The organism is Blautia sp. NSJ-175, from assembly GCF_022867815.1.
Lineage (GTDB): Bacteria > Bacillota > Clostridia > Lachnospirales > Lachnospiraceae > Blautia > Blautia celeris.
Genome location: NZ_JALIFQ010000030.1, coordinates 19098 through 40199, shown reverse-complemented (window position 1 = coordinate 40199; position 21102 = coordinate 19098). Strand labels below are relative to the sequence as shown.

Genomic DNA, 21102 nt, shown 5'->3' with positions numbered 1-21102 from the left:
CCAAATTCTAAGCCGTAGCTTCTTCAAATGTCTGTGTCTTTGTGTTGAAATATCCGTCAACCGGATCTCCTATTGCATTGAGGTTTCCACTCATGCTCTGTTTCTTTTCTCCGGATACTCCGCTCAGCTCTGCGGATACCAGGAACTTTCTGGCCGCAAATGTGTTTTCAACTGGTGCAGAAGCACTCATCTTCTGATCCCAGAGTTCTACACGGCAGTATTCAAACTCTGCATCGCTTCCTGTCAAATGGTTTCTGCCGACATGGTACAGTGCGTTGACTGCATCCTGGTCCTTGATAAGTCGTGCCTCAAACGGAAATACCGATGTGTAAGACACGACAGATGAAGACGAAGATGCTTCGCTTACATACTTCTCAGATTCACTCTCTGCACCGAATGTTTCATCCAGAGTTGTGAATCCAACTCCCATCAGCACCCACTTTGCTTTCTCAGACGTTCCAATATTCAGAAAGTCCGCAAACTGGTGTCTCTGCACCACATCTCTTTTGCTGTTGGTATTCTCTGCCATTGTTTCATGCCTCCTTAAAATACAATAATCGCAAGGAAATCTGATACCTTGCATTCTTCATAGCTCCATCATAGATATGTCCCGGCGAAAGTACTTCTATCTCCTCAGCACTCATTCCTTCTGGAAGCTCCGGAAGGTTACCGATAAGGCTCTGCTCTTCCACCCACTCGGCAAGCTCTTCATAAAATGTGCTGTTGTCAATATTCTGAAGCCGATCCATGCTGTAAAATTCTCTGGATCCGAACTGAAACTGAAACTGCCGCTCAGAACTGCCGTCCACATATCTTTCAATAATCGGGTCAGATATCCCCGTTTCTATGGTATATTCCACCGGCTCTGTTCCCAGGGCATCTACCCGGAATACACCATCTTTCAGTAACGGGCAGTTCAGAAAATAATCTGATACGCCCTGTATAATACTTTTCGTTGCCATGCGACCTCCTAGATTTTATCCGCTCCACGCAAAATATCTTCTTTTTCAGCCACTTTCATTCTCTCAAACCAATGCGCTCCACGGTTCGCATCATACGGTCTGGTGTCAGACGTTGCATAATACTGTACAGCAGCATACTTGGCTATATAATTCACTTCGCCACTGCCGATGCTCGTTCCCAGCTTACCAGATTTCTCCAGCATACCTGTTTTGATCGGGACTCTCGGACTACATCGTCTCAGTACCTCTGAGTCTATGAACATTTGCTTCTTGGTAAATTGAGCATTTCTTCTTGCCGCAAAGTCTGAGTTCCATGTCAGCTCTGCTTTTCCATTCTTGGTAGTAACGATTGAGCCTCTTGGTGTTGTAATCATCTTCAGTGACATTATGCTCCTCCTACCCTCCAGTGCTTTGTCCGGTCAGTTCCTCTGAGCGTGTTGTCTGCATATTCTGTGATCGTCACAAAATCTTCATCATGCTGTCTCAGCTTTGCAAGGTCTTCTATTGCTTCCTTCAAGATAACTCCGTGCTGAAAACTGAACGTGTCGAATACCCATTGGTCAGCAACTTCAAGCTGTCCACGCACAATATAAGCGTTCTTCTGGATAGTCCAGTACCTTTCTGCATCTTCATCCGACAGCTTCTTATACTCTTCTTCACTTATATATTGCTTTCCACCTTCTACGATTGCTGTGTATGGAATCCGGATCACGCACTGTGCTGTGCCCTTCCGGACTGTATCCGACACTACCTGTCCTTTGCTTCCGTACCAGGAAACTCCCAAGATTCTTGTTGCATAGAACTTTTCTCTCCGATCAGCTCCGATTCTGAGATTGAAGATCGTCACATCACTGTTTGTCGTCATACTCTTTCACCCACCCTCTATACAGCAGTCCGGTGTTTGCCAGGTATGTCCTAACCGTTCTGTACATCTCACTGCGTACAGCCGAATAACTTCCGGCATCTGCATAGCTGACAGAATATCCATCGTTAGATTCTGACTTTACAACAGCTTCGTTCTTCTCTCTCTGTATCGCAATGGAATCAGCAGCACTACAGATTGCATCTCTAATCGAATCCGTGAGCATTGGCAGTTTCGGTATCCGTCCAAATGTGATCTGATTCACAAAAGCTTCAGCAAACTTCTCGGCTCGCCTGAAATCTTTCTCAGTTTTGATGTGAACACCGCCATACTCTTCCTTGTAGTACGTAAAGTCCACATATGGACTCGTTATAGCCTCCTGGTTCATCCAAACACTCCCTTCTGGTAAAATGGTAAGCTATCGAAAGATAAATCAGTTATTTGCCGGATTTACGTCCTCTTGCGAAGCTGATTCTTTTTTACCGGTCTTCTTTTCTTTTGCAGGACTTGTGCTCGCTCCGACTTCTTCATCCAGGTTCTCCAGGGAGTAGCCCATTCTTTTGTAGTATCCTGCCTTTCTTTTGGGAATCCGGCAGGAACTCCCACCTTTCGTTGCTAAATACATAGGCTACCTCCTACTCTGACTGCTTTGAAGTCTTGGTTGTCTTTTTCTTTCCGGAATCTTCGGAAGCCGGTGCAGCTGATCCCATTGTAGCCTGTGCCTGGATTGCTGCTTTCAGCTCTTCGTTCTCTTTCTGGAGATCTGCAATCTTTTTATCGGCATTCTCCGCATACAGAGTAGCCTCCGTCAGCTTAGCTTCCAGCTCAGAGATTTTCTCTTCGTGATTGACTACTGTTTCAGACGCTCTTGTCAGATCTGCTTTCAGATCCTCATTCTCTTTCTGGAGCTTATTGACCGTTTCCTGGGCTTCAGCAACAGAAGTAACTACCGCCTTCATAACTACTTCTCCGTCTTCGTCAGTCACTTCATAGCCCATCTTCGCATACTCTTCAGCTTTCTCTTCCGGGATTCTGAGTACACGGTTTTTCTTCTTGACGATATAACTCATATCTATTCTCCTTTCATCGCCCCACCAGGAAGAACCCGGCAGGGCATATCTGATCCTCTTACGCCTCTACTGACATCTGGATAGCTTTCTTCTTGTTTGCCAGAACAAATACATCCTCATGGGACTCTTCGTAGTAAACATACTTGCCTTCTGAAAGAGCAGACGGCTCGTCCAGCTTAGAGAACTCATAAGAAACCGGTGTGATTACTGCAAGAGGGTTAATCAGCATCATATTGATCTGTTTAGCTGAAGCAGCTACTTTCCAGCCCTGTGTGAAATCGTACAGAGTCTTCATCAGTTCAGATGGAACTTCCTCGATCTGAACTTCATCCAGGGACTTGATAGCTCTGGACAGCTTATTCTGCTTACCAACGTCCAGTGTTCTGTAGATTCCCTGGGCGTTCTTAATCAGAGTATTCGTTGCCGGATTCACATACAGGATCAGTCCCATCTTCGGAACTCTACCTTCCGACATCTCTTCCAGCATCTTGTCATAGACAGTCAGAATATTCTCTTCTGTAAGAGGTTCTGTATTAGCCTTCTCTCCAGATGCTGTCCAGTCTGCATAAATCTTGGAAACGGTATATGCATCCATCTCCGGGAACTTCTGCTCTTCATTGAACACTCTGGTGATATTCGAGATCGTTGTTACCTGGTTTGTCTGCTGTACATCTCTCGGATGGACCAGTGTAGACCACTTTCTTTCATTCTCCAATGTCAGTGGAGTCCAGCTGTTGTCATAGTTTCTTGCGGCCGTGGCAATGGTATCTCTTGTAGAGTCCACACGACCTGTTACGGAAATGCTTGGAATCTCGATGGTCTTTCCGTTAAGCCATCTGAATCTTCCATTGTTCGGAGTATTATAGAGCGCTCCGAAGTATAACGCATACGGAAACGCCTGCTCCAGTGCTCTCTGATATTCTGTTGCGTAATTGATTGCTTTCGCCATGTTAAGTTACCTCCTGTTAATCTCTTTTTCTTACTCCAGAAAATCCGAAGTTAAACATGTTGCCCTTCGGTTCCTGTGTCTGTGAATTGGTTCCTGTTGAGAAGTACGGCATATTCGGTGCCGGTGGATTTCCTGGTACATCCGGAACATCCGGTGTATCCGGTTCGTCATCCGGTGTATCCACAACGAATGCTTCTTTGTAATCCGGACTCTCCTTCAGTTCTTTCATCACGTCATCCGCACCGATAAACTTTCCGTTTTCAAGCTTCAGTTCTTTCGCCTCGAAAGCTCTTCTGACATAATCACGGTACATAGCCCCTGGCTTCAGTCCGACAGTATCCAGATATCTGTCCATCTGGTGATCTCTTTCCTGTTTCGCCAGCTTGTCATTAAGCTCCTGGGTATCATGGTTGTACTTGTCTTCCCAGTCTTTTGCAGACTTTTTGATGCCATCAATATCCATCTCTTTGTAGGATTTGATTTCTGCATTGGCATCTGTGAGCTGCTGTCTTACACCGTCCAGCTCTGTGATCTTGGCATCCAGTTTTTCCTTTGAGACATAGCCCCCAGCTTTCACATCTACCACCTGGATCTTCTTATCTGCATCAATCGCAGCCTCCAGCTCTGCATAGGTCATAGCCTTAGGCTCTTCTCCGTCTTTCTGTGTGCCAAAAAGTTTCTTTAAAAATTCGTAAGCCATTTTTACTTACCTTCCTTTCTTCTTTTCGCTGATTTCGTTTAGATTCCGGTTCACTCCGGCACTGCTATCGTGCATTTATATCTCCGCACGCAAGAGAAGGAGACAGTTTATATGCCATATCACAGGGCAAAATAAAAACAGACCTCTTCGATACAGTCTGTTAATTCGTAATTACCACATTGTGAGCTTCTGACAGCTCTTTGGAGAGCTTGTAGATGCTTATGTGGAGAAATATGTGCTTACTGGCATAAAAGCCAAATAAAGCGTTCCTTTCTAACCCTCAAGGAAGGGAGATAGCAGGATCACCTCCTTCCTACTCTTCTTCGTACAAAACCCAATCCTTCTCAGACATATCTGCCTGGCTCGGATGCCACGGCACACGGTAATCTCCGTCAATCGTGATGTAGACATACGGAGCTGTCATTTTGCTGTGTTCGTCCGGGCGTTGCATCGTCAGAAACATTCCGGCTTTATGCCAGCTCTTCTTTGTAACTCTGAGCCCTCTTTCCAGAAACTTGTATGCATCACCAAATCCAAATGTAGCCTCGCCACCTAATTCCGGACAATTCTGATCGTCTGCCAATACCCATTCATCACTTGCAATATTGGAAAATGTATAATCTGGAATCTGTGTCTCACGGATATCCATGTCAACTCCATCTTTCGTGTGCATGATGATTGTCTGCTTATCTTTAGACCAATACCAATATCCAGCCCATGATGGCAGTTTCAACTTCTTTCCCTGTTTCATCAGTTCAAACGCTTCTCTAAATAACATGCCTTTTCCTCCTACTTCTTTGCTTTTCTATTAGCCCACACAGCTTTCATACTGGTGGAACGTCCATAATTCACTATGTTTCCATTCTGATCTTTCACTGCATAAACCTGTGTCCGTGCAGTATCAACAGATCTTCCGGTATCAGAGCAGAAATTCTTCAATTTCTTCTCTCTTTTTTTCAGCTTGACCGACTCTTTCTGAAACTCACTCTTCAAGTATTGTTCCGTTTCTGAGTCCTCAGCATATTGTATGGCAGAATCATATCCACAAAGGATTCTCTTACTCTCCCGGATAGCTCGTTCAAATCTTCTCTGGATTTGGCTACATTCATACTCCGTAAGCATATTGCCGTCATAGCTGTACTTTGCTACAGAATAATCATCCAGCATTTCTTTCGTATATGCCGGTTTGGATATCCCTGGCCAGTAAGGATAGAAACTGTGCCTACAGTTTGCTCCACATAGCCCGGTAACTGTTCCATAGCCTGTCGCATCATAGAAATTCCGGTATCCGTCACCTTCTCCATGAATCTTGAAGACCTGTCCTTGCCAGTAAGTATGCTCAATTCTTGCCCCAGGGTGTGCGGTTGTCTCATAATACTCAACGCCCATATCGTCCGCATACATCTCCGTAAGCGTGGCAACCGTCTGGTTGAGTCCTGTCAGTAGAGCCATTCGCAACGCCGCATCAAGTGACATCTGTGCTCCGGAGTCGTACAACACCATTCCTCCGGCTTGTGCAGCTTTTCTGATTGCATACCTAAGAGCTTCTTGATAAGAAAAAGCACCACTCTGGATCTTGAGCAATGCCTCATTCAATGACTGCATATATAGCTGTTGGCTCTTCACTGCCGTTGTCATCGTAAGGTTGTTGATGTCCCCGGACGTCTTCTTTGCGTTTGCCAGAAGCAAATCAGACATATTCTTTGATAGCTTGGCATCGTTTATTATGCCAGCGTCTATCAGTGGTTTTGCATCATTCCTTATCCCAGTTACTCCGGCTTCTTTGAACAGCTCTTTGACATGCTTGTCTGAGTATCCAGTGAATCTCCCAACTTCTGCTACAATATCATCCAGGAGCTTCCCGGATTCCTGTGCCTGTTTTATCTGCCACTTAGCAGTATCCGTAACCTTGCCCGTCTTTATCATTCTCCTGGCTATGTCTCGGACTATCTGCTCATTGAGATTGTCAACCATGCCCAGATATCCACTGGAGAACGATGCAAGATATTCTGGTGTCAACATGCTCCATACCTCCTACTCTTCTTCTGGAAAGTCATCTTCCTGCATATCTGGTATATAATCCGCAGCCTCTTCCTCTGTACATCCAAAGTACCAGGCAATGAACTTCTCCAGCTTCAGTTTCCCGGCAACAACCATAGCCCATCTCCGCTGATACTCTTTGTCAGTATCCTCCAGCACACTATCTCCCCAGGAACAGTTCACATTGACCGAACCATAAGGAGTCATTCTGTACAGGTTGATAAGCACGATCATGGAATCTACCAGATGCTCAAGCCCTTTCTGCCATGCGCCCTGTAATCTGCTTGCGGTTCTGTATGATCGTTGCTTGGAAGATTTGATTTCCTCTGCTGTTTTCTCCAGTTCATCTGGGTCGGAGATCGTACCATAAGCAAATCCAACAGTCCACTCAATCCTCTTTAGAATCTTGTTGAGTCCGTTGAACATCGGCGTATCTCTGATATCTGGGCTGTACACATCAAACAGTTTGTTTCCACCAGATCCTTCATCAAATGCCCGGTAGAGCTTTTCCTTTCCTTCTGGGAGAACTGGCTTGCCGCGCTTATCCGCTTTCAGATATTCTTCCGAGACATGCACCGCCGCTTCCTTGGCATCGTATTCCCACACAATCTGCCCCATCATCCGGTCAGCTTCATGTATCAGCTCAATAGCTTTAGAGTAAATGGATACTCCCAGAGGTGAGCTTCTATCTATGTTGTTGCTCTTGGCAACCTTGATATAAACAAACAGAGGCTTTTCTATGTTATTGATCGTTACCGGCTCTTCTGAGAGTCCAGCCCATTCATCGACCTCAGAGAGTGATACTTCTTCATCAAATGGTTGGTTGATGGTCGGTTCTTCGTCATCAGTGTACGATGCTATCTTCTCCGATCTGTAAGCCTTGTTGACAATCGTTACACTGTTTCCTGAGAACTCATGGTATTCAAGCCTGGTATACAGATATTCGCCCATCCTCTTATGCTGTAAGAAAATAGCAGACATGATCTCGCCCTTGCTGGTGAATGCAGTCGGGTAAAACTTGTCTGCTTCTACGAAATCTATTTCTATCTTGTTTGGCTGCCCGTCCATGCCTACTGAGACGTAGGGTTTCAGCACAATACCTCCTTCGGCACAGTACCTCTCAACCTGGATATCCAGATCAGACAGTTCTCTCTTCAGCTGATCGTTAATGAAGTCCGCCATCGGACTACCAGTTACACTCAGTTCAAACTCCGTAAGCACAAGCCGTGCCATTTCTTCTGCAATGGTTGCTGGTATATTCGTGCATAGAGTCCCTTCTTCACCTGTCCAGGGTGGATGATTCTCATACATGTCCTTCCACAGCTGTATAGCGTTATCCATCGAACCAGATACAGCTATTTGGACTTTCATTTCTTTCTCTATACTGTTTCTAGGAAACAACTTTCCCACCCACTTTCTGATAAAATTTTTAATGCTGAATTTCAATGTATTCACCTACCCTGCCTGTGTCTTTATGTAGTTTCTGATATCTCTTTCATAGCTGTATTCAAAGCCATCCAGAGTGTCTATGTCAGATGTGCCGTCATCCAATCGTTCCAGCTCAACTGTATTCGGTCTCCACACTGCCATGCTGAGTGCGTCTTCCAGAGTATCGCACAGCTCTGTATATGCGAATCTCCCCTGTGCAACCAGGGATGTGAAGCAGAATATCCGGTCGTTAATCCTGTCTTTTCTGGCATTGCCAACCTTGATATCCCCCATTGCTGCTCTTGCCATAGCCGTTCTGAGTCCTCTGATAAGCACCTGCTCAGCTGAATCACAGTAGACCTTACTTACACCACCAAACAACTTGATAACCTTCTTTACAAAGGCAAGGAAGACTTTACCAAGAGAATCCGGATCAAGCTCTTCTTTGTGCAGTTCCGACACCAGCGCTACCAGTTTTCCATATCCAACAGTCGGTGCTGATGCAACAAACGAATGACCGGATCCATTGCCGCCAAAGTCAACTCCAATCGTAATTCCTTGCAGCTCGTTCCTCTTAATCATTTCCTGCGCCTGTGCTACCGTAATCTTCATCGGATTGTTAGCCATAGCCGCCAGTGAAGCGAACTGAGTATACACCAGACCTTCTGCAATACTTCTCTTCCCCAGGATATCCCGGACGTACCAGATGCTGTTTTCGTCATACTGACTGACAATCTCTTCCAGACGTTCCTTCGTGATATTCACATTCTCAAAGATCGTGAAGTGTGCATAGTTGTATCCACCCTTCAAAGTCCCGTCCTTCGCTTTCTGGTCGTACACATCAAGATAGTTTTCATAGATCGGTGCTTTCGGATGCTCCGGGTTCATGTCCCAGAATATCTTACGGTTCTTAGCTGCAAGCTGTCTGTTGAACGCCTCTTTGATTGCTGTGTCGTGATGCAGATTGATCTCAGTCGCAATCCACATGCCATAAGAGTTACCACGTATCTTCTTGAAGCTGTCCGATGATGAAGCCCCGGCAAAGATCACTACTTTCTGTTTAAAGTTCGTATATGGTCCATTGATAATCAACGCTTCCATGTCCTTGTACTTGCCCCAGTGGCACTGACCTCTGAAAATCCATTCCAGACCGAATCCGTTAGCATCTCCGATATTCAGCTTAGCATTACCCATCGTAGAGCCGGTTGCCAGATGTATTTTATCCGGCGTTGTCTTCAGCTCCTGTGCGAATGCAAAGACATTATCAACAGTCTTTCCGGAACGTACTGCTCCTTCCAGGATGTTGAACGTACAGAACCGGCACCTTCTGATATATTCCTTATGCCCTTCCCCGAAATTAAACATTATCGTTTTCTTTCGCTTCAGATCCTTTTTCTTTACTTTCTTGACCGTCTTTTGCTTTGCCATAAATCTCTTCCTCTATATCATCCAAATCCTCAATCTCCTGGCTGATACCTGCATCTCGTTCTTTCTTATACTCGAACTCTTTCTGAGCCTGGATGTTTTCTTGCTTCTGTCCGGCGGTGTCTCGCATGAACTCAGCAGCTCTGACATTTCCATCCATAGCTTCTCTCCACATACTTACAAGCATTGCTGTCTGGTTGGTTATCATGTCATCTTCAAAGCCCATCTTCTGCAATGTATTGATAATTGTCGGATAAGCCTCTTCAGATACAGGCATGTTGAGCAGTAAATTTGCCACCTTTTTCATGGCTGTTTTCTTACGCCTCGTCTCTCCGGACTTCTTACCACCACGGGAACGCATTTCTCTTTCTTCCTTCTCACTTCGCTTCCCTGACCCAAGAGGAATGAGGTTCTGCTCATTTGCCACCAAACCACCTCTCTTCTGCATGAAAAAAGCAGTGTATCTCTTGACGAAATCACTGCTCTCTCATGTTTATTCTGTTACCCTCCGGGTTTCACCCGTATAATCTCTCCAGCACTTCCACTCCATCAGCTATCGCCTGTCCGGTATCAATACCCAACTGCTCATAAAATCTAGGGTTGGTCATGCATTCGTGCGCCCTTACCATTGCGTCATGCTCTTCCTTGTCTATTCCAATGACGAACTTCTTCGCAATCGCTAACGCTTTCCGGTAACTCTTCTGTTTTACCAGTCCTTTTACAATATCCGTTTTCGTTACCACTTGCTTCCTCCAAACAGATCCATCTGTTCATACCTCACCGGTGCTCCATCTTGAAAATCTTCGTTTTCCAGCTCCTTCAGCTGCGCTTCCGTTGGCTGCGGATATTTCTTATCCGTATTATCCCAACCGCCTCTGCTGTTGGCTCCCAGGAATCTATCCCAGGATTCTTCATCAAACATTCCCGGCTGGTACGGTTTCAGATCTTTCTGCTCTTCTACGATGAAGTCTGCTACTGTCTTTCCCCTTCTTTTCCCTTCCAGCGTATGACAATCATATGCGTATCCGGGCATCCCGGAGAATTCACAATCTTCAATTCTGAGGTATTCATCAAAATTCTTTACTCTTTCACTCTGCATACAGTTACAGCTGAAGTAATCAGCATCTCTGTTCTTTCTTGCATATAAGAGCAAAGTAATAGCCTTGCTAATAAACAGCGGCTCCCGTTCATAACCTTTTCTCTTCTGGTTGTAAACATCGTCTGCTTGTCGCAAGGCTTCAATTTCTTTTGTCATGATTCCGTAACAGTCTTCTGCTGATATTGCCAGCAATCTTCTCCAGAGGTATGCGTTGTACCGACCTCTCAGCTCATTCGCTGCGTACCCGGCAACTTCTACATCCCCTCTTCTGATTGCTTTCTGGAGCAAGCTTACCATATCGTACATGCTATGCCCGTTCTTGGTGTATAACTGTGGTCTTCCCATTTTTTGATACTTCCTTTCGTATGAATATTTTTCGTATCGTCATCGTAGCAAGCATGTTCGCAGGCAGTCAAACAGATATTTTCATTTTTTATTCATTTTCGTAGACATTCACGATATTTAAGAAGAATTCCGTGCTGATCTGCTTCACCAGCTTGAACACGCCTCCGGCTTCCACCTCCCGGTGCAGCCACGGGTTTGCATAGACAATCGTTACCTTCCTGTCTTTCCTACGGACGCTCTCCTCGATATTCTTAATAACCTTCTTGAAGGTTTCTCCTCTGAACGGATCGTACAGGTAGAACGTGTCATACATGTCCAGCAGATCTGTGAACTCTGTAGCATCCTCATTGAAGATTGCTACCATGTCCTCTCCCAGCTTCTTCATATTGTCCCTGGCGATCTCTGCCAGCATATGGCTCTGCTCTACTCCGTCCACCTCTTTAATTCCTGCCATTTTCATAATAGCGATTGCGGCTCCCTTGCCACACCCAAAATCCAGGACCTTACCATTGAAAATTCCCGGCATCTGGCACATATCCAATAGACTTCTTTCTCTGCTTGCGCCACATGCTGTTGCGTCCGGGCTTTCATAGTCGAACTCTGATTGATCCACACGCTTTAAGAAATCTGTTCCGCACTCATGCTCCAGGAAACTGTAGAGTCCAAGGGTGTCCGGAATAATCATATCTTTCAGATAGAACAGGTTCTTACCCTCTTCGTAACCGTATGCCGTCATTTGTGACATATCATTTTCCGTCATTCGCTCTTTTCGGAAGGAAACCAGAATCACTGTCTCTTCCGGGTCTACGTAATCCAGAATAATCTTTCTGTGTATGTTCGCTCCTGGAATCACTTTCTTATCATCAATCACAAGCGCAAACTGCTTCCCATATACATGGCTGCATAACCACTCCATGAACAGACCACTCTTTCCGTATCCGTACAGGATAACCTGCTTTCCGCTACACTTCTTGATTACATCGTGCATTTTTTTGTTCAAACTTTCAACTGCTTTCATCTCTTCTCACCTCGGCACTTTAATTGTTACAGTATTCTTCTTGTCATCGAACGTATAATACTTGCCCCATTTCAGCTTCATGTACTCATTACATTCCCGGATGACTTTACTGTTCTTGTTGATATTGTCTCCACCCTCATTCGTATCTGTCTTCACATACATGGCAAGATACTTTGGCATGAGGATGATTCGGTTATACATAAGCTCCTGCAAGATTTTATCTACATCTTCCTTGCAGTCTGCCTTATCATCATTCTTTGCTTTGTAACATTCTTTGTTGTACCAGTAGATTCCTCCACCCATGCTGTTGAATTTGAACTCTTCCTGGTACAGATATGGTCTCGGCGTAACTGTGATTGTGGCATATCCCAACTTCAAATCACTGAGTAGCTGGGCTATCCGGAGAAATTCCATGTCAATCACATCCGGGTCCTTAATCTCCATAACGATATCCGTCCGGTAAAGGATCTGCTTAATATCATCGTCAACCTGGATGATGATATCTTCCGGCGAATTGTCCAGAATCCACTGTCTCACCTTCGACATGGTGTTGATTTCCTCATCCGGTGCTGAAATCAGCTTCCTGACTCCAGCGTTCCTGTACGCTTCCTCTTCCGAAGCTCTTACCACATACGTTACATCATTAAGGATATTCTGAGTCATGATACAATCTGATCTTCTATAGCTCGGACAGTATACGCCCACTGTTTTCTCTTTCATGTACGCCTCCTACTGGAACATTGGCAGCTTCTTCAGCAACCGTTTCATTCCGTCTACATCCAATCGTTCTGTATTATCTGACGAATAGGACTCCGTAATATTCTTTATATGGCTTTGTGGCGATTCATGGTAATGTAATGTGTGCTTATCTGGCAAAATTCTGTAGAAATGCTCATATTCCTCTGCATTTGCCATCTCTTCTTTTGTGATAAGCACTTCATTCATCTTTTCCCCTGGCCTTTCCCCGATGATCTCAATCTGCTTTTCCGGGTCAAACCCTTTCATCTCACAGATAGCTTTCGCAAGCGTATCAATCGTGGCTGCCGGCGCTTTCTGAACCAGCAGATCACCAGACTCTCCATTCTCAAACGCAAACAGTACCAGGTCAACTGCATCTTCCAGCGTCATCATGAATCTGGTCATTTCCGGCACTGTGACCGTAATCTTCTGTCCCATCCCCAACTGCTTTACAAAAAGTGGGATAACAGAACCCCTGGAAGCCATCACGTTACCGTATCTAGTTCTGCAGATCACCGTCCCATTCTGCTCCTTTGCTTTCGCAACAGAGATTCTTTCGATCATTGCTTTTGTGATTCCCATTGCATTAATCGGGTATGCTGCTTTATCTGTACTCAGAACGATTACTTTCTTGACTCCGGCTTCAATCGCTGCATCAATAACGTTTGTTCCTCCCAGAATATTCGTCTTCACCGCTTCTTCCGGATAAAACTCACAAGTCGGAACCTGCTTCAAAGCCGCCGCATGGAAAACATAGTCCATTCCGGTCATTGCCTTTCGGATGCTTCGGTATTCCCTCACATCTCCGATCACAAAGCGGATCCTGCCGTCTTCCCCATGCTCTTTCGCCATATCAAACTGTTTCTTTTCATCCCTGGAGAATATAACAATCTCGCCTGCTCCTTCTTTCAGCAGGCGATCTGTAACTGCATGTCCAAAGCTCCCGGTTCCTCCGGTGATCAGAAACTTCTTTCCTTTCAATTCTTCTTTCATGCTATACCTCCAGTATCTCTATTACTCTATCAGCTACGAAATTCACTTCTTCCGGCGTCATGCGTGTATCACTCGGCAAGCACAAGCCTGTAAGGAAACAGTAGTCTGACATATACATGCAACAATCGATGAACCATCTGGAGAACATCAGACAGTTCTCATACAGCGGCTGACTGTGTAGCGGCTTCCAGATTCTTCTGGATTCTATATTGCACTCCTTCAGCTTCTCCATGAGATATTCCGGTTTCTTCTTCAGCTCCGGATTGATTTCTATACATGACAGCCAGGAATTGCCAACGTTGCCATTCCAAACATTACGGTACAGTTTGAACCAGTCCGCATACTCTGCAAATCTCTTCTGGTAGATGTCATAAATAGACATTTTCTTTGAAATTCTTTCTTCGATGTGCTCCATCTGTCCTACACCGAATGCAGCGTTTGAATTTGCCAACCGGTAATTGTACCCGATCTCTTTATGCTCATACCACGGAACAGGCTCTTTTGCTTGTGATGCCAGGAAGGAAGCTCTCTCTGCATCCTCTTCATTCTGGCAGATCAACATGCCGCCTGTCCCTCCGGCTGTAATCATTTTGTTTCCATTGAAGCTCATACAGCCGAATCTTCCAAGCGTTCCTGTCTTCTTTCCCCAAACTGCCGAGCCAAACGACTCAGTGCTGTCTTCGATGACTGGAACTCCATACCTGTTACAAATATCTAGGATTCTCTTCATATCAGCCGGCATACCGTACACATGCACGACCACCACTGCTTTCGGATGCAGCCCGGATTCAAAAGCCATCTCCAGATCATTCGGGTTCATATTGAACGTTACCGGATCAGAATCAATAAATACCGGTTCTGCTCCCAGGTATCTGATCGGGTTTGCGGATGCTGTAAACGTGAGGTCTGAACAGAATACATAATCTCCTTTTCCAACTCCACACAATCTCAGTGCCAGGTGAATTGCAGCCGTTCCGGACTGAAGTGCTACCGGATAGCCTCCACCAAGATACTTTCTCACTGACTGCTCGAATCTACCGATGTAGGAATCTTCCTTAAACGCTGTCGTAATCCAACCACTCTCAAACGAGTCCTGGACGTATTGCATCTCATTCCCCAGTATTTCCGGTCTCGCGAGCCATATCTTCTGTGCTGCTCTCTCCATCCTCGGCACCTCCTTCCACAATCTGTGCTTTGATCTGGTCATACCATATCGCTCTACCTTTAATCGTCCGGTTTCTTCCCATGCTGACTTTCGCCCCCTGGATGCCGAGCTTTCTTTGCAGTTCGTTGTAGTCCAGCTCATTTCTGCATACCAGTAGAACATAATCGTACTTCTCAAACCGGATCAGTTCCATTTCTTTAATCTTCTTTTGCATCTGGTCTTTATTATCCAGTTTCACACCAAGGTCTATGTTCAGATCTGCTGTCCATTTTGCCAGCTCTTCCAAATCCCATTCACCGGAGTGGGTATTGTCCTTGATGTTTATCGCTCTCAGCTCTGACTTTGTGTAGCCGATTAGTCTCTTGCACAAAACTTCGATATCGCCATCTTTTCTCTGCAAGATAGATAACCTCTGGTTTCCGGCAATCACATTATCATGCTCGTCAATGAGGAACAATCCGAAATCGCCATACTTCTCCAGCGATTCTTCCAGCTCCTCTGCTTCTTTCTTTCCGATCTTCCTCGGATTCCCGAATCCGGTCTTGATGTCCTTGACTTTCATCGTGAGTGTTTCAATTCTTTTTTCATCCAACATACTCATTCTTCCACCTTCTTTCTCTGCATTAAAAAAGGAGCCAGCTCAACGCCAGCTCCCATAAAGAGAGGATTTTGCAAATATACAATTTACTTCATATGCTCCGCACCCTATTTCATTCGGCAGTCCAGTTTCCCGGACTGCCACCAAGATGAAAATTGAGTACGTTCCAGCCTCCGGTAAGACTGAGTGATCTGTCTCTCGACTTCTCACAGCCTACACTTTAATGCATAGAGGTAGGAACTGCAAGAGAACTCTGTGCACCCGGATAGGAACTTTGTACACCTCGATAGGAACTTTTAGGAACTCAGCATGAACTTTCGCTCATTAAAAACTGTTTTTCAAACTCTTGCAAGGCATATCCATGCATCTTAGCAACATACCTGTATGTGAAGTTCATCTCCGATGCTATCTGCTTCAAAGGCTCCAGCAACACATATTTCTTATGCAATAATGTCATATACTGAGGATTCTCCATGCTACATATCTCATTCTCAACCTTTGCTGTAAATTCAATCAGCTCCTTGCTCTTTTCATCCATAATCCTTTCTTTTTCATCAATCCTGGCAAAGATACTCCCGAACTTGTCGTTATTTCTTGATGTCTGAACTCTCTCTCCGGAATCCATCCCACCGATAGAGACCAGAACCTCTCTCAAATTGTTTATGCCAGAATTCATATTTTTGACAGCTATTATCTTCTGCTCTACCTGTCCTAAATACTCTTGTGCAGTCATTTTCCCGGATTCTTCCTGCATATGTATTTCCTCCTCCCGATATTGACAAATTCAAAATCCTTTCGTACAATCTTTATAGGTTTTTGGCTTCTCGGACTTCATTGTTATCGGGAGGCTATTTTTATGCTTATTTCAAATAAAAGAACAGGAACCAGATTGCTGTTACTACCGTCATGATCAGTGATGCAAACATCAGCATAACTGTCAGAACTCTAAACGGAGTGATTCTTGCTTTTCCAAACAGCGTAGCTGCAATCCTATCTTCTCGTGATGCCGTAATCTTCACAATATGCCTTGCAACTAAAGCCAACACCCACAATATAATTGTTATCTTCCAAATCACTTCTTTTTCCTCCTAAATCTCTGAGCGTATTCACAGGTAGCAAAATGCGACATATAACCGAATCCACTGGCTTTCCCAGGATCCGTTGTAATTGTACCGGATATCACTTCTCCGTTGGCAAGGACAATTCTGTCCTTACCACCATCGGCTACAAAATTCACAAACTGAGGATTCACAGGCATTTTCTTTCCGGATTTCATCTGTACCCACAGGATTCTTGCGCCACACTTTGAGCACTGTGAGAAATTATTCTGCGTCTTCTGTTTCATCCGGCTCTCCTTCCTGGAAGAGTGTCTGGAACTCTCCTCTTTCCACTATAACCCGGTCAGCCTCTACAGTCACCTTAACCATCGGATCATAATACTTTTCCAGGAACCTTCTCAGTGGTTCTGCCGCCGCTTTAATCTCTTTCACCATATTCTCCAACTTTTCCTGCTCTTCTTTCTCTGGATGCAGAAACTTGTCATAGTCCGTCCAGTGTTCATCAATGAACTTCCTTTCCAAGAGCTTTCTCTCTCCATTGTCCTCTATAACAACCTGGTCTTCTTTTACATTGACAATCTTCACCGGCTCGTCCATATATTTTTGATTGAATCTAAACACCGTCGGTTTTCCAAAGAGACCAAAGCCCGTCACTATTCCTGATGGCGGTTCCGTGCTAAACGGTTCCGCTGTTCTAATTGCCATCTTTCCTACTAAATCTTTCAATCTCATTACTCTTCCTCCTCTGGATCATCGTACTCATAATCATCATCTTCTACGCTATCTGCGAACTCTGGATTGCCTCCAGGAGCTTCTCCATCCTCTTCAGTGGTAATTTCTTCGTCTGTAGCTGTATCTAGCTGATTTTCGTCCTCTTCAGCTTCTTCTACTTCCTTGTAGTCAGCATCAATCACTCCACCATTATCTGGAAGCTCATTAGATGGTCCAGGAAGCATTGTGCTTTCATCCTGCTCTGTCTCTTCGCCTTTCAGATTCTGTTCGTAGTCCGGATCAAACACGCTTCGCTGACCACCTTCGTTGATATATCTGAGCACGTACCTGTTCAGTTCTTCATCCCATACCAGATTCATACCCGTATCCTTCTTACTGCTCATAGAATCACTAACCGGAACAGAAATCGTTACTTTGTGCTTAATCGCTGGCTTATTAACTTCTACGGAACCTCCCTCTCCATTTGGCACCCAGTCCTGCTTCATCTGCAAATCTACTTTCAAAGTGATGCTACCTTCATCCGAGTTGTTCTTCTCCATGCTCGCGAACAATCTCTGCATCAGCAAATTAAAATTCTCTCTGGCCGTGGTAAATACATCACTTTCAATCTTCATTTCTTCGTAATTGTTCATTTCTCTGCTCCTTCCTGCCTATTCGTTTAAACATTCTTAATGCTCACTTCCACTCTTGGGTTCTCGGAATAAAACTTCCGGCACTGCTGATCTACAATCTGCGTATCATCCCGGTATGCTACCTGGTTCAGTGAATCGGCTATAATTTTAACAACATTGTCCATATCCGGCTTCTTGGTCGGTCTGATCTCTCCAGCCAGCATAGCAGCCTTTTTCTTCTTACTTGCGGACTTTGGAATGGAATAATATGCTTTTATTCTCAAATCCAGCATTGCATCATCCTCGAATCGGAATCCATTGCATTGCTCCAGATATTCCATATGCACCAGCGTTTCATAATTCACTGTGTCCTTCGGAGTAATTGCAGTACCGGTCTTTCTGCTGAATCTCGGTCTGCCTTTTCCCTTCGGTTCTCCCAGTATCGTAAACTTCACTTGCATGTCTGCCTCCTACTGACTCATTAAGTTTCCATCTTCAATCTTCGCCTGGATACAATACCAGCTACTCTTCTTTCCTTCCCTGGCAACTTTGATCTGACGGGTTGTGTACCCGTTCATTCCCAGGATTGAAATAAGTGTCCTTCTGTCTTCTTCTCTGTATGCCCGGATCGTGATCTCGGCTCCAAATTCGTCTTCTTCGCCCCCGACTAGGACAGATGGTTCTACTTCAAGGGCTTCCGCAATACCGAGTAATGAAGATAACGGAATATCAATCTTGCCAGCTTCATAGTTCAGAATCGTTGTCTCACTCTTTTCTATCTTGTCACCAAGCTCTTTTGCAGTAAGACCATTTCTAGCTCTCAGTTCTGCAATCTTCTGTGACACTTTCATCTTATCCATGCACTACTCCTCCAAAAAATCTTTCATTTCATCAAATCTCTGAGCAGCTTTCATCATCCGGAAAGACTTACCACCTACATACATTGGATAGCAGCACTCCAGGATCCGATCATATATCCTCTTCTTCCGGATGTCCTCACATTCCATCATGTCATTTAATTCCAGGTTGGAAGTGATAATCATCGGTTTATTGGCTCTTACTCTGCTGTCAATGATGTTATAAACTTTCTCCAGTGCATAATCCGTTTCTCTCTCTGTTCCCAGGTCATCAACGATAAGCAACGATGCGCTGTTGAGAATAGTTATGTACTCAGCCTCTCTGTCATTCTCCCAGATGTCCTGAAGAATTTTCACGAACGATGTCATGATTACAGGCTTCGCATTGTCGAGAAGGTAATTCCCTATGCAAGCTGCCGTGAAGCTCTTCCCTGTCCCTACTGGTCCGTACAGTAACAGTCCCTGGTTCTTCTTGTACATGTTCTGGAATCTGTCGGCATATTTCTTCGCCATCTCAAACACTTTCTTGTTTTCTTCTCTGACTTCGTACTTATCAAACGTGACCTCACGGTACTTTTTATCCATCATGGACGCTTCTTTCAGCCGGTTGATCCTGCGCATCTGCTCCTCATATTCTTCTTGCCTTTTCTTCTCTTCCAGCTCTTTCGATTCGCACTTGCACACGCATCTGACCACATGGGTTTTATCCCCGAACTTAACCCGTAACTGCTTTCTGCTTCCGCACTTTCCACAGTACACAAGTCCGTCTTCCCCAATGTGATCTCCTTCAGCCAAACGCTCTGCTCCAGATTCAGATATTGGCAATACTCCTGTCAAATCCATCTATAGCCACCTCCTCATTATCGGAATGGATTGCTTTCGTTTGTTCTTTCCGGTTTCACTGTCTCTTCTTTCTTTTTCAGATAATCAACAAACGGCGTGGTTTCACTAAAAAATGTGCTTGCATGTTTGATGTATTTTTCATCTGTCCGATTCCTCTTGCATTCCGTTGCATATGTGGTAACAGCTGCAAGCAGTTCTTCTTCAGACCAGCCGTCATTGAGTCTTGCTTTGTACTTCTTGTAAGCATTTCCTTTATCTTTCTTCCTTGGGTACGCACTCCACAGTGTTTCAAACGCTGTAGTATACGGAGATTTCTTAACTGGCTTTTCTTCTGGAACCGTCTTCTCCAACTTTTGCTCTTTCTGTTCCTTCAGCTTGGTTGCGGCTTTCTCAGCAGCTCTCTTTCTTGCCACATACTCTCTCTGCCTCTTCGAGTGCTGTTTTTTCTCACTGACATATTTGTTGTAATAATATCTGTACTCTTCCCAATCATGGATAAACAACTCTTCTTCGTTGCAATCTATCCAACCATTATCCAAGAGTTTACTCACAACCTCTTCCGGATCCAGGCTCTCTGACAGGCACGGCTTGATTGCCAATGCAATATCCGCAATCTCAGCTCCGTCCATAAGCCCGTCCATGCTTGCATTGTCCATTCCCCAGAGCCACAGGTTTATCAGAATCCCTATTGCCTCATTCTGAGAACACCCTAAATCTTTTGCTAAGACTCTTAACTTTTTTCCTATCAATGTCTGCTCTACACTAATCCACGCCAAACCATACACCTCCTAAATCGAAGCAGTAAGGTCCATGATGCTTATCGGTCTCTTCAGAACTTTTGTCTGTCTGCACCATCCGCATGTATTGCATCTGTCCGGCTTCACTGTTCCTTCTTTTAACTGCTTTATGCGTTCGATGTTATGCTCAACGATCGAAAGTGCTTCTTTGAGGTAATGGTCATTCACATGGATCACTTCAATGTCAATATCTTCTTCCTTGGAAGCTCCGGCAATGAAGAATGGGAGTCTCTTGCCCGTATTCTGATACACAACTTCCTGGTAAACAGCTCCCTGTATATCGTAGCCCCAGTATCTGACAAAATCCAAATATCCGATATCTGGAACCCAATTCAACTTTGTGAGCGTTGCCATCACTTTCAGATCTACGATCGCTTTGTCCTCCAGGTAAGAGTCCATCTTAATCTTCCAAGGAACTCCAAACAGCTCCGCTGTCATGATTACCTGTTTCTGCCCGGACATATACTTCTGGAAAAGTTCATCACGCTCTGTCCTGGCAATGATATCTTCTGCTTTCTGGAATCCAGATAACAGCTTTCCATCTTTCCGGAATATATGAGGATTCTTTGTTCTAAATTCATTCAATGTGCCCTCATAATAGGAATCCACGTAACTTCCGATCATCATTGCATTTGACGGTTCCGTCTTATACTCACCTCTGATCTTAGCAAGTGCCATTTCCTCACAGCCCATTCTTCCATACGTCCCTACGAAATCTTTGAACTGAGATACGGAAAGATATTCTCTGTTAGCTTCATCGGAATAGTAGTTATCCGCTGTCAGCTGGAACTTTGTACTCATTTCATTCATCT

The 21102-nt window shown here is 44.7% G+C and carries 31 protein-coding genes; all 31 read right to left on the bottom strand.

Translation table 11 applies throughout. From position 1 onward, the window contains the following. Nucleotides 1-7: 7 nt before the first annotated feature. Nucleotides 8-529, bottom strand: a complete 522-nt coding sequence (locus MUB35_RS27575) for a hypothetical protein (protein ID WP_244807192.1) — start codon at nucleotides 527-529, stop codon at nucleotides 8-10. A 4-nt stretch (nucleotides 530-533) separates the two neighbouring features. Further along, nucleotides 534-962, bottom strand: a complete 429-nt coding sequence (locus MUB35_RS27570; protein WP_244807191.1) for a hypothetical protein — start codon at nucleotides 960-962, stop codon at nucleotides 534-536. A gap of 8 nt (nucleotides 963-970) precedes the next feature. After that, on the bottom strand, nucleotides 971-1348 hold the full coding sequence (locus tag MUB35_RS27565) for a hypothetical protein (protein ID WP_215640089.1): 378 nt from the start codon (nucleotides 1346-1348) through the stop codon (nucleotides 971-973). Beyond that, nucleotides 1348-1827, bottom strand: coding sequence for a DUF6751 family protein (locus tag MUB35_RS27560; RefSeq protein WP_244807190.1), 480 nt, complete (start codon nucleotides 1825-1827; stop codon nucleotides 1348-1350). Before MUB35_RS27560 ends, MUB35_RS27565 begins: the two co-directional genes overlap by 1 nt. Further along, a complete protein-coding gene (locus MUB35_RS27555) occupies nucleotides 1811-2212 on the bottom strand; it encodes a hypothetical protein (protein ID WP_215640087.1) in 402 nt (133 codons plus the stop codon). Before MUB35_RS27555 ends, MUB35_RS27560 begins: the two co-directional genes overlap by 17 nt. 45 nt (nucleotides 2213-2257) lie before the next feature. Further along, nucleotides 2258-2449 carry a hypothetical protein gene (locus tag MUB35_RS27550; RefSeq protein ID WP_244807189.1) on the bottom strand — a complete coding sequence of 64 codons (192 nt, stop codon included), beginning with the start codon at nucleotides 2447-2449 and terminating at the stop codon, nucleotides 2258-2260. Nucleotides 2450-2459: 10 nt separating this feature from the next. Beyond that, complete coding sequence (locus tag MUB35_RS27545) at nucleotides 2460-2894, bottom strand: hypothetical protein (protein WP_244807188.1); 435 nt, start codon at nucleotides 2892-2894, stop codon at nucleotides 2460-2462. A gap of 58 nt (nucleotides 2895-2952) precedes the next feature. Further along, the gene (locus MUB35_RS27540; protein ID WP_244807187.1) at nucleotides 2953-3843 is read right to left on the bottom strand and encodes a capsid protein; all 891 of its coding nucleotides are present in this window, start codon (nucleotides 3841-3843) and stop codon (nucleotides 2953-2955) included. Between the two features lie 16 nt (nucleotides 3844-3859). Continuing rightward, nucleotides 3860-4543 (bottom strand): phage scaffolding protein, encoded by a 684-nt coding sequence (locus MUB35_RS27535; protein WP_244807186.1) that lies wholly within the window; start codon nucleotides 4541-4543, stop codon nucleotides 3860-3862. A 313-nt stretch (nucleotides 4544-4856) separates the two neighbouring features. Next, nucleotides 4857-5321 carry a Thoeris anti-defense Tad2 family protein gene (locus tag MUB35_RS27530; RefSeq protein ID WP_195949242.1) on the bottom strand — a complete coding sequence of 155 codons (465 nt, stop codon included), beginning with the start codon at nucleotides 5319-5321 and terminating at the stop codon, nucleotides 4857-4859. A gap of 11 nt (nucleotides 5322-5332) precedes the next feature. Further along, the gene (locus tag MUB35_RS27525) at nucleotides 5333-6565 is read right to left on the bottom strand and encodes a phage minor capsid protein (protein ID WP_244807185.1); all 1233 of its coding nucleotides are present in this window, start codon (nucleotides 6563-6565) and stop codon (nucleotides 5333-5335) included. A 12-nt stretch (nucleotides 6566-6577) separates the two neighbouring features. Next, nucleotides 6578-8038, bottom strand: a complete 1461-nt coding sequence (locus tag MUB35_RS27520) for a phage portal protein (protein ID WP_244807184.1) — start codon at nucleotides 8036-8038, stop codon at nucleotides 6578-6580. Continuing rightward, nucleotides 8039-9439, bottom strand: a complete 1401-nt coding sequence (locus MUB35_RS27515; RefSeq protein WP_244807183.1) for a PBSX family phage terminase large subunit — start codon at nucleotides 9437-9439, stop codon at nucleotides 8039-8041. It abuts the gene before it with no gap. Next, a complete protein-coding gene (locus MUB35_RS27510; protein WP_244807182.1) occupies nucleotides 9369-9743 on the bottom strand; it encodes a hypothetical protein in 375 nt (124 codons plus the stop codon). Before MUB35_RS27510 ends, MUB35_RS27515 begins: the two co-directional genes overlap by 71 nt. Nucleotides 9744-9951: 208 nt before the next feature. Beyond that, nucleotides 9952-10179 carry a hypothetical protein gene (locus MUB35_RS27505; RefSeq protein WP_215640082.1) on the bottom strand — a complete coding sequence of 76 codons (228 nt, stop codon included), beginning with the start codon at nucleotides 10177-10179 and terminating at the stop codon, nucleotides 9952-9954. Beyond that, nucleotides 10173-10880: a hypothetical protein gene (locus tag MUB35_RS27500; protein WP_244807181.1), complete on the bottom strand. Its 708-nt coding sequence runs from the start codon at nucleotides 10878-10880 to the stop codon at nucleotides 10173-10175. Before MUB35_RS27500 ends, MUB35_RS27505 begins: the two co-directional genes overlap by 7 nt. Nucleotides 10881-10968: 88 nt before the next feature. Beyond that, nucleotides 10969-11898 (bottom strand): methyltransferase domain-containing protein, encoded by a 930-nt coding sequence (locus tag MUB35_RS27495; protein WP_244807180.1) that lies wholly within the window; start codon nucleotides 11896-11898, stop codon nucleotides 10969-10971. Nucleotides 11899-11904: 6 nt separating this feature from the next. Continuing rightward, the gene (locus MUB35_RS27490; RefSeq protein WP_215640079.1) at nucleotides 11905-12618 is read right to left on the bottom strand and encodes a hypothetical protein; all 714 of its coding nucleotides are present in this window, start codon (nucleotides 12616-12618) and stop codon (nucleotides 11905-11907) included. A 9-nt stretch (nucleotides 12619-12627) separates the two neighbouring features. Beyond that, nucleotides 12628-13629, bottom strand: a complete 1002-nt coding sequence (locus MUB35_RS27485) for an SDR family NAD(P)-dependent oxidoreductase (protein ID WP_244807179.1) — start codon at nucleotides 13627-13629, stop codon at nucleotides 12628-12630. 1 nt (nucleotide 13630) lies between these two features. After that, nucleotides 13631-14794: an aminotransferase class I/II-fold pyridoxal phosphate-dependent enzyme gene (locus MUB35_RS27480; protein WP_244807178.1), complete on the bottom strand. Its 1164-nt coding sequence runs from the start codon at nucleotides 14792-14794 to the stop codon at nucleotides 13631-13633. Further along, the gene (locus MUB35_RS27475; RefSeq protein WP_244807177.1) at nucleotides 14739-15389 is read right to left on the bottom strand and encodes a hypothetical protein; all 651 of its coding nucleotides are present in this window, start codon (nucleotides 15387-15389) and stop codon (nucleotides 14739-14741) included. Before MUB35_RS27475 ends, MUB35_RS27480 begins: the two co-directional genes overlap by 56 nt. A 307-nt stretch (nucleotides 15390-15696) precedes the next feature. Further along, complete coding sequence (locus tag MUB35_RS27470) at nucleotides 15697-16146, bottom strand: hypothetical protein (protein WP_244807176.1); 450 nt, start codon at nucleotides 16144-16146, stop codon at nucleotides 15697-15699. Between the two features lie 106 nt (nucleotides 16147-16252). After that, nucleotides 16253-16468 carry a hypothetical protein gene (locus tag MUB35_RS27465; protein ID WP_244807175.1) on the bottom strand — a complete coding sequence of 72 codons (216 nt, stop codon included), beginning with the start codon at nucleotides 16466-16468 and terminating at the stop codon, nucleotides 16253-16255. Continuing rightward, entirely contained in the window at nucleotides 16465-16737 is a 273-nt protein-coding gene (locus tag MUB35_RS27460; RefSeq protein ID WP_244807174.1) for a hypothetical protein, read from the bottom strand. Before MUB35_RS27460 ends, MUB35_RS27465 begins: the two co-directional genes overlap by 4 nt. Beyond that, nucleotides 16715-17182 carry a hypothetical protein gene (locus MUB35_RS27455; RefSeq protein WP_244807173.1) on the bottom strand — a complete coding sequence of 156 codons (468 nt, stop codon included), beginning with the start codon at nucleotides 17180-17182 and terminating at the stop codon, nucleotides 16715-16717. Before MUB35_RS27455 ends, MUB35_RS27460 begins: the two co-directional genes overlap by 23 nt. After that, entirely contained in the window at nucleotides 17182-17814 is a 633-nt protein-coding gene (locus MUB35_RS27450) for a hypothetical protein (protein ID WP_244807172.1), read from the bottom strand. The genes MUB35_RS27455 and MUB35_RS27450 overlap by 1 nt, the downstream gene beginning before the upstream one ends. Before the next feature lie 26 nt (nucleotides 17815-17840). After that, complete coding sequence (locus tag MUB35_RS27445) at nucleotides 17841-18254, bottom strand: RusA family crossover junction endodeoxyribonuclease (protein WP_244807171.1); 414 nt, start codon at nucleotides 18252-18254, stop codon at nucleotides 17841-17843. A 9-nt stretch (nucleotides 18255-18263) separates the two neighbouring features. Next, nucleotides 18264-18653, bottom strand: coding sequence for a helix-turn-helix domain-containing protein (locus MUB35_RS27440; RefSeq protein ID WP_215640068.1), 390 nt, complete (start codon nucleotides 18651-18653; stop codon nucleotides 18264-18266). A 3-nt stretch (nucleotides 18654-18656) separates the two neighbouring features. After that, nucleotides 18657-19493, bottom strand: coding sequence for an ATP-binding protein (locus MUB35_RS27435; protein WP_244807170.1), 837 nt, complete (start codon nucleotides 19491-19493; stop codon nucleotides 18657-18659). A gap of 17 nt (nucleotides 19494-19510) precedes the next feature. Next, nucleotides 19511-20269 (bottom strand): hypothetical protein, encoded by a 759-nt coding sequence (locus MUB35_RS27430; protein ID WP_244807169.1) that lies wholly within the window; start codon nucleotides 20267-20269, stop codon nucleotides 19511-19513. Nucleotides 20270-20281: 12 nt separating this feature from the next. After that, entirely contained in the window at nucleotides 20282-21100 is an 819-nt protein-coding gene (locus tag MUB35_RS27425; protein ID WP_244807168.1) for a PD-(D/E)XK nuclease-like domain-containing protein, read from the bottom strand. Nucleotides 21101-21102 lie beyond the last annotated feature (2 nt).

Bases quoted from the DNA above. Each gene is read 5' to 3' on its own strand.
- MUB35_RS27455 (WP_244807173.1), bottom strand. From the start codon at position 17,182: ATGAGATTGAAAGATTTAGTAGGAAAGATGGCAATTAGAACAGCGGAA.
- MUB35_RS27485 (WP_244807179.1), bottom strand. From the start codon at position 13,629: ATGAAAGAAGAATTGAAAGGAAAGAAGTTTCTGATCACCGGAGGAACC.
- MUB35_RS27475 (WP_244807177.1), bottom strand. From the start codon at position 15,389: ATGTTGGATGAAAAAAGAATTGAAACACTCACGATGAAAGTCAAGGAC.
- MUB35_RS27495 (WP_244807180.1), bottom strand. From the start codon at position 11,898: ATGAAAGCAGTTGAAAGTTTGAACAAAAAAATGCACGATGTAATCAAG.
- MUB35_RS27445 (WP_244807171.1), bottom strand. From the start codon at position 18,254: ATGCAAGTGAAGTTTACGATACTGGGAGAACCGAAGGGAAAAGGCAGA.
- MUB35_RS27545 (WP_244807188.1), bottom strand. From the start codon at position 2,894: ATGAGTTATATCGTCAAGAAGAAAAACCGTGTACTCAGAATCCCGGAA.
- MUB35_RS27575 (WP_244807192.1), bottom strand. From the start codon at position 529: ATGGCAGAGAATACCAACAGCAAAAGAGATGTGGTGCAGAGACACCAG.
- MUB35_RS27480 (WP_244807178.1), bottom strand. From the start codon at position 14,794: ATGGAGAGAGCAGCACAGAAGATATGGCTCGCGAGACCGGAAATACTG.
- MUB35_RS27510 (WP_244807182.1), bottom strand. From the start codon at position 9,743: ATGAAAAAGGTGGCAAATTTACTGCTCAACATGCCTGTATCTGAAGAG.
- MUB35_RS27490 (WP_215640079.1), bottom strand. From the start codon at position 12,618: ATGAAAGAGAAAACAGTGGGCGTATACTGTCCGAGCTATAGAAGATCA.
- MUB35_RS27525 (WP_244807185.1), bottom strand. From the start codon at position 6,565: ATGTTGACACCAGAATATCTTGCATCGTTCTCCAGTGGATATCTGGGC.
- MUB35_RS27440 (WP_215640068.1), bottom strand. From the start codon at position 18,653: ATGGATAAGATGAAAGTGTCACAGAAGATTGCAGAACTGAGAGCTAGA.
- MUB35_RS27460 (WP_244807174.1), bottom strand. From the start codon at position 16,737: ATGAAACAGAAGACGCAGAATAATTTCTCACAGTGCTCAAAGTGTGGC.
- MUB35_RS27570 (WP_244807191.1), bottom strand. From the start codon at position 962: ATGGCAACGAAAAGTATTATACAGGGCGTATCAGATTATTTTCTGAAC.
- MUB35_RS27450 (WP_244807172.1), bottom strand. From the start codon at position 17,814: ATGAACAATTACGAAGAAATGAAGATTGAAAGTGATGTATTTACCACG.
- MUB35_RS27565 (WP_215640089.1), bottom strand. From the start codon at position 1,348: ATGTCACTGAAGATGATTACAACACCAAGAGGCTCAATCGTTACTACC.
- MUB35_RS27540 (WP_244807187.1), bottom strand. From the start codon at position 3,843: ATGGCGAAAGCAATCAATTACGCAACAGAATATCAGAGAGCACTGGAG.
- MUB35_RS27425 (WP_244807168.1), bottom strand. From the start codon at position 21,100: ATGAATGAAATGAGTACAAAGTTCCAGCTGACAGCGGATAACTACTAT.
- MUB35_RS27535 (WP_244807186.1), bottom strand. From the start codon at position 4,543: ATGGCTTACGAATTTTTAAAGAAACTTTTTGGCACACAGAAAGACGGA.
- MUB35_RS27435 (WP_244807170.1), bottom strand. From the start codon at position 19,493: ATGGATTTGACAGGAGTATTGCCAATATCTGAATCTGGAGCAGAGCGT.
- MUB35_RS27550 (WP_244807189.1), bottom strand. From the start codon at position 2,449: ATGTATTTAGCAACGAAAGGTGGGAGTTCCTGCCGGATTCCCAAAAGA.
- MUB35_RS27515 (WP_244807183.1), bottom strand. From the start codon at position 9,439: ATGGCAAAGCAAAAGACGGTCAAGAAAGTAAAGAAAAAGGATCTGAAG.
- MUB35_RS27500 (WP_244807181.1), bottom strand. From the start codon at position 10,880: ATGGGAAGACCACAGTTATACACCAAGAACGGGCATAGCATGTACGAT.
- MUB35_RS27530 (WP_195949242.1), bottom strand. From the start codon at position 5,321: ATGTTATTTAGAGAAGCGTTTGAACTGATGAAACAGGGAAAGAAGTTG.
- MUB35_RS27470 (WP_244807176.1), bottom strand. From the start codon at position 16,146: ATGCAGGAAGAATCCGGGAAAATGACTGCACAAGAGTATTTAGGACAG.
- MUB35_RS27560 (WP_244807190.1), bottom strand. From the start codon at position 1,827: ATGACGACAAACAGTGATGTGACGATCTTCAATCTCAGAATCGGAGCT.
- MUB35_RS27555 (WP_215640087.1), bottom strand. From the start codon at position 2,212: ATGAACCAGGAGGCTATAACGAGTCCATATGTGGACTTTACGTACTAC.